Source organism: Rhodoferax sp., assembly GCF_010365055.1.
Classification (GTDB): Bacteria; Pseudomonadota; Gammaproteobacteria; order Burkholderiales; family Burkholderiaceae_C; genus Rhodoferax.
In genome coordinates this window covers 5137-9300 of record NZ_JAAFHA010000160.1, presented here as the reverse complement: position 1 = coordinate 9300, position 4164 = coordinate 5137, and the positions used below count along the sequence as shown (strand labels likewise).

Sequence of the window (4164 nt, the reverse complement as noted above, 5' to 3'; positions counted from 1 at the left end):
CTGAACACGCAGATAACGCTTTTGTAGTGGAGCGATTGCATCGCACCCCTATATGGATCAATGACTTACGCGTTTAACTGTCGAAGTCGGGTGCCCAAGACCGGGTAGCTCCCAACCTGCGCCGGACCCGCTGCCGCATCATCCAAAAAACCAACCACCTCATACATGCCAGCCGCCAGTACCGCCTCGGCCACAGAGCGGCCGTGGCCACCCGCTCCAACAATCAAAAGACGCTGCATCAGTGCGACACCCCGTCCCGGCGCAGCACCTTGACAAAAGTCAGCCACAAGATGCGAATGTCAAACGCCAGCGACTGGCGCTGCAGGTACGCCACATCCAGCTTCACCTTGTCGGGGATCGGTAGCTCATCGCGCCCGTTTATTTGCGCCCAGCCGGTTAGCCCCGGCACCAGTTCATGCACGCCGGACTGAGTACGCAGCGCAATCAGGTCGTGCTGGTTAAACAGCGCGGGGCGCGGACCCACAAAGCTCATGTCGCCAACCAGAATGCTCCACAGTTGCGGCAACTCGTCCAGGCTGCTCTTGCGCAAAAAGCTGCCAATCGGCGTGAGATGCGCCCTGGGGTCGGCCAGCAAATGCGTGGCCACCGCAGGCGTGCCCACCCGCATGCTGCGGAACTTGGGCATCTTGAAAATCTTGTTGTGCCGCCCCACGCGGTCTGACCAATACAGGGCCGGCCCCGGCGAGGTCAGCCGCACTGCCAGCGTCACCATCAAAACCGGAATGGCCAAAATCACAGCCGCCGCCAGGGCCAGCAAAAGATCAAAAAATCGCTTCACATGCATTTTCTTTATTCGTCATTGGGCATGACCGTCAACCTTCAATCGCTCTGTATTTAATAGCTGCTTGCGAGGGAAGGACGGGAGCTAGAGGCCTATTTGATGTAATTATTTGGACTCTGACGGCCCGTTCGCCCAATTCTCCAAGCGCAATCCCGGCACCCGCTCGAATTCGCGGGTGTTGTTGGTCACCAGGATGGCGTTGCATGCCAACGCGTGGGCGGCGATCATGGTGTCAAGTGCGCCTATCGGCTGGCCGCGTCGCTCCAGCGCGGCTCGCAAGTCACCGTAGTGCCAAATGGCAGAGGCATCGAAAGGGAGCACCTCCACTGCGGTCAAGAACATCTCCAGCGCCGTGCGATTTCGTGCAGAACCACTTTTGGCCACACCAAAGGTCAACTCTGCCGCCGTCACGCTGGAAACACCGATACTGCCCAAACGTTCCAGTCGGAAGCGGGCGAGCACCGCTGGCGGCCGGACATTGATCACATAGATACAAATATTGGTGTCCAGCATGTAGCTGATCAAGGCGTAATCTCCTGGCGAACCTGCGCTGCGGGTTGGTCGCGACTGATCTGAAAACCGGGCTCGAAAGCGTCCAGTGCCGCGTCGAGCATTGCCCAGGGCTCGTTGACGGGAAGCAGCAAGACACCATTGCCGAAATGCCGCACAACGACCTCGACGCCCGCAAAACGGTACTCCTTGGGCAAACGAACCGCTTGGCTTCGCCCCGACTGAAAAAGACGTGCAGTATCCATACGCACTCTCCATAAATTTGGTGATCATCAATGATAACCACCAAAACCCGCGACAGCAAACTTTATTTCACCTGCAGCATCAATGTCATCGCATCGACCGGCGATGCCTGAAAACCATAGTGTTCGTAAAACTGCTTGGCCTGGTCATGGAGCGCGTGCACCAGCAAGGCACGAACCCCCGTGTTGTGAGACACAACAACGGCCCGGTTGAAAGCGTCCTGCAACAGCCCTGCCCCGAGCTTCAGGCCCTGGGCTCGCAGGTCTACCGCCAGCCGGGCCAACACCATCACTGGCACGGGGTCCGGCATGTTGCGCCGAACGGCACTGGTGGCCTGTTGGTGGGCTACCGCCCCTGCAGCCATGGCGTAGTAACCGCAAACTCGTCTGTTCTGATCGGGCACCACAAACGTGCGGCTGGCGCCGCTCAACTGGTTGGCCAAAGCCCGGCGCTTGAGCCATTCATCCAGAACCAGCTCGCCAGAATCAAAATCATCCAGCTGGTGCGCGGCAGACAGAGGCTCTGGTGCCTGGAGTTGCAAACTCATACTCCGCTGGCGGAGGTCAGCCAGGGCGCCTTGACGGCCATCAGTCGATCGAGTCCGGGGTTGCTGGCTGCAGCGCCGTCCAGCAGCTCATTGAATTGGCGGAACTTGTCTGCGTCGAGACTGAAAAACACCTGATCCAGCACCACCGACTGCGCCCGGTCGCAGGCCGCTTCCAGCATAAAGTCGGAACGGTTCTTTCCCAGCAATTGCGCAGCGTGGTCGATCAGATCACGCTGTTGGGGCAAAGCCCGCAGGTTAATGGCAGCATCACGCATGGCAGATCCTATTTTGCATACACAGTAGATATACGAATCGTAATCCATCGTGTAGCTATTGTCAATACGACTGGATTCTCACTCTCTGCTAGCGCGCAAATCGTCGTCGTTACGGATGGGTTTAATGTGCATTGATGCTCTCCACGTCGATACTGCAAACTACGTTTTGGATTGGAATCTGACCCCAATTAACTCATTCGCAGCGCTGCTTCAAGGTCGACCAGGGAAATCATCAGCAGATTTGGATTAAGTGGTGAAGGCTCAAAGCCGACTTTTTCATAGAAGGTCTTTGCGTCGTCAGACAGGGCTTGAACTGTCATTCCCCGAATACCGATAGCGTCCGCCGCCTGGATGACGCGCATGCCAGCATCCCGAACAAGCGATCGTCCGAAGCCCTTGCCCTGTAAAGTGCGGTCAACAGCCAAACGCCCCAACACGACGACAGGAATCGGATCCGGCATATTGCGGCGGAATCGGCCTGTAGCATCACCGCTCATTACAGCGCCAGAAGCCAGTGCGTAGTAAGCAACCACCCGAGCTCCATCACAGACCACGTAAGTACGCGAGGCACCTTGAATCTGGTTATTCAGGCCGCGGCGTTTGAGCCACTGATCCAGGCTGTCGGTCCCACACGAAAAACCATCCGTCAGATGATGCTCTGTCAGGGGCATCGGTGCTGTCAATTTCACTTGCGATCCCAGGCTGCGGGAGTCAGCATGGTTTTGCGTAAACTGTCATTGGGATTGGGCGGCATATCCAACCTGGATAGAAACTGATCGTAAGCCTCTGGACTGACGGTCATGATCACCTGATCCAGCAGCACGTCTTCAGCAGCAAGGCGAGCTGACTCCAGGATGAAGTCAGTGCGATTTTTGCCACGGAACTTTGCTGCACGATCGATCAAACTGCGCACCTCTGGTTTGATGCGCATGTTGAGAGTTTCACGTTTAGCGTCGGCGCTTGCGTGCATGAGGATTCCCCTTCAAAAGCAATGACTGTATCAGATCGTAATGACATTGTCATTTTACGGCTGAGCACATCCAAGGACTCCACAACATGCGTTCTTGCCCTCAGTGCGCCACCCCATCCCGCCGCAGTACCTTGACAAAAGTCAGCCACAAGATGCGAATATCAAACGCCAGCGACTGGCGCTGCAGGTAGGCTGCATCGAGCTTCACCTTGTCTGGGATCGGCAACTCATCGCGCCCATTCACCTGCGCCCAACCGGTCAGCCCGGGCACCAGTTCATGCACGCCGGACTGGGTGCGCAGCGCAATCAGGTCGTGCTGGTTAAACAGGGCAGGGCGCGGCCCCACAAAACTCATGTCACCGGCCAGAATGCTCCACAGTTGCGGCAACTCGTCCAGACTGCTCTTGCGCAAAAAGCTGCCAATGGGGGTGAGATGCGCCTTGGGGTCGGCCAGCAAATGGGTGGCCACCGCAGGCGTGCCCACCCGCATGCTGCGGAACTTGGGCAGTTTGAATAGCTTATTGTGCCGCCCCACGCGGTCTGACCAATAAAGGGCCGGCCCCGGAGAAGTCAGCCGCACCGCCACCGCCACCAGCAACACCGGGATTGCCAAAACCACAGCTGCCGTCAAGGCCAGCAATAGATCAAACACTCGCTTCAAACTCATACCGCTTCCTTGCTTCCATTCCCGCGAAGGCGGGACTCCAGAGGTCATTACCCCCATTACGACCTTTACGCCATCGGCAACGCGCTGGTGGACACCGAATATGAAGTCTCTGACGTCCTGCTTGAAGCCATGGGCGTTGACAAACGCCAA

Annotated in this window: 9 protein-coding genes; all 9 read right to left on the bottom strand. The window is 57.3% G+C overall.

Annotated elements, in window-relative coordinates; translation table 11 throughout:
• Positions 1–65: 65 nt before the first annotated feature.
• A complete protein-coding gene (locus GZ093_RS20175; RefSeq protein ID WP_296489461.1) occupies positions 66–239 on the bottom strand; it encodes a hypothetical protein in 174 nt (57 codons plus the stop codon).
• Entirely contained in the window at positions 239–799 is a 561-nt protein-coding gene (locus tag GZ093_RS20170) for a sugar transferase (RefSeq protein ID WP_296489459.1), read from the bottom strand. The genes GZ093_RS20175 and GZ093_RS20170 overlap by 1 nt, the downstream gene beginning before the upstream one ends.
• A 108-nt stretch (positions 800–907) precedes the next feature.
• Positions 908–1324 carry a type II toxin-antitoxin system VapC family toxin gene (locus GZ093_RS20165; RefSeq protein WP_363261193.1) on the bottom strand — a complete coding sequence of 139 codons (417 nt, stop codon included), beginning with the start codon at positions 1322–1324 and terminating at the stop codon, positions 908–910.
• Positions 1324–1557 (bottom strand): type II toxin-antitoxin system VapB family antitoxin, encoded by a 234-nt coding sequence (gene vapB / locus GZ093_RS20160; protein ID WP_296489456.1) that lies wholly within the window; start codon positions 1555–1557, stop codon positions 1324–1326. Before vapB ends, GZ093_RS20165 begins: the two co-directional genes overlap by 1 nt.
• Before the next feature lie 62 nt (positions 1558–1619).
• Positions 1620–2102 carry a GNAT family N-acetyltransferase gene (locus tag GZ093_RS20155; RefSeq protein WP_296489455.1) on the bottom strand — a complete coding sequence of 161 codons (483 nt, stop codon included), beginning with the start codon at positions 2100–2102 and terminating at the stop codon, positions 1620–1622.
• The gene (locus tag GZ093_RS20150; protein WP_296489453.1) at positions 2099–2377 is read right to left on the bottom strand and encodes a DUF1778 domain-containing protein; all 279 of its coding nucleotides are present in this window, start codon (positions 2375–2377) and stop codon (positions 2099–2101) included. The genes GZ093_RS20155 and GZ093_RS20150 overlap by 4 nt, the downstream gene beginning before the upstream one ends.
• A gap of 188 nt (positions 2378–2565) precedes the next feature.
• Positions 2566–3066 carry a GNAT family N-acetyltransferase gene (locus GZ093_RS20145; protein WP_296489451.1) on the bottom strand — a complete coding sequence of 167 codons (501 nt, stop codon included), beginning with the start codon at positions 3064–3066 and terminating at the stop codon, positions 2566–2568.
• Positions 3063–3347, bottom strand: coding sequence for a DUF1778 domain-containing protein (locus GZ093_RS20140; protein ID WP_296489450.1), 285 nt, complete (start codon positions 3345–3347; stop codon positions 3063–3065). The genes GZ093_RS20145 and GZ093_RS20140 overlap by 4 nt, the downstream gene beginning before the upstream one ends.
• Before the next feature lie 100 nt (positions 3348–3447).
• A complete protein-coding gene (locus GZ093_RS20135) occupies positions 3448–4008 on the bottom strand; it encodes a sugar transferase (RefSeq protein ID WP_296489465.1) in 561 nt (186 codons plus the stop codon).
• Positions 4009–4164: the final 156 nt, after the last annotated feature.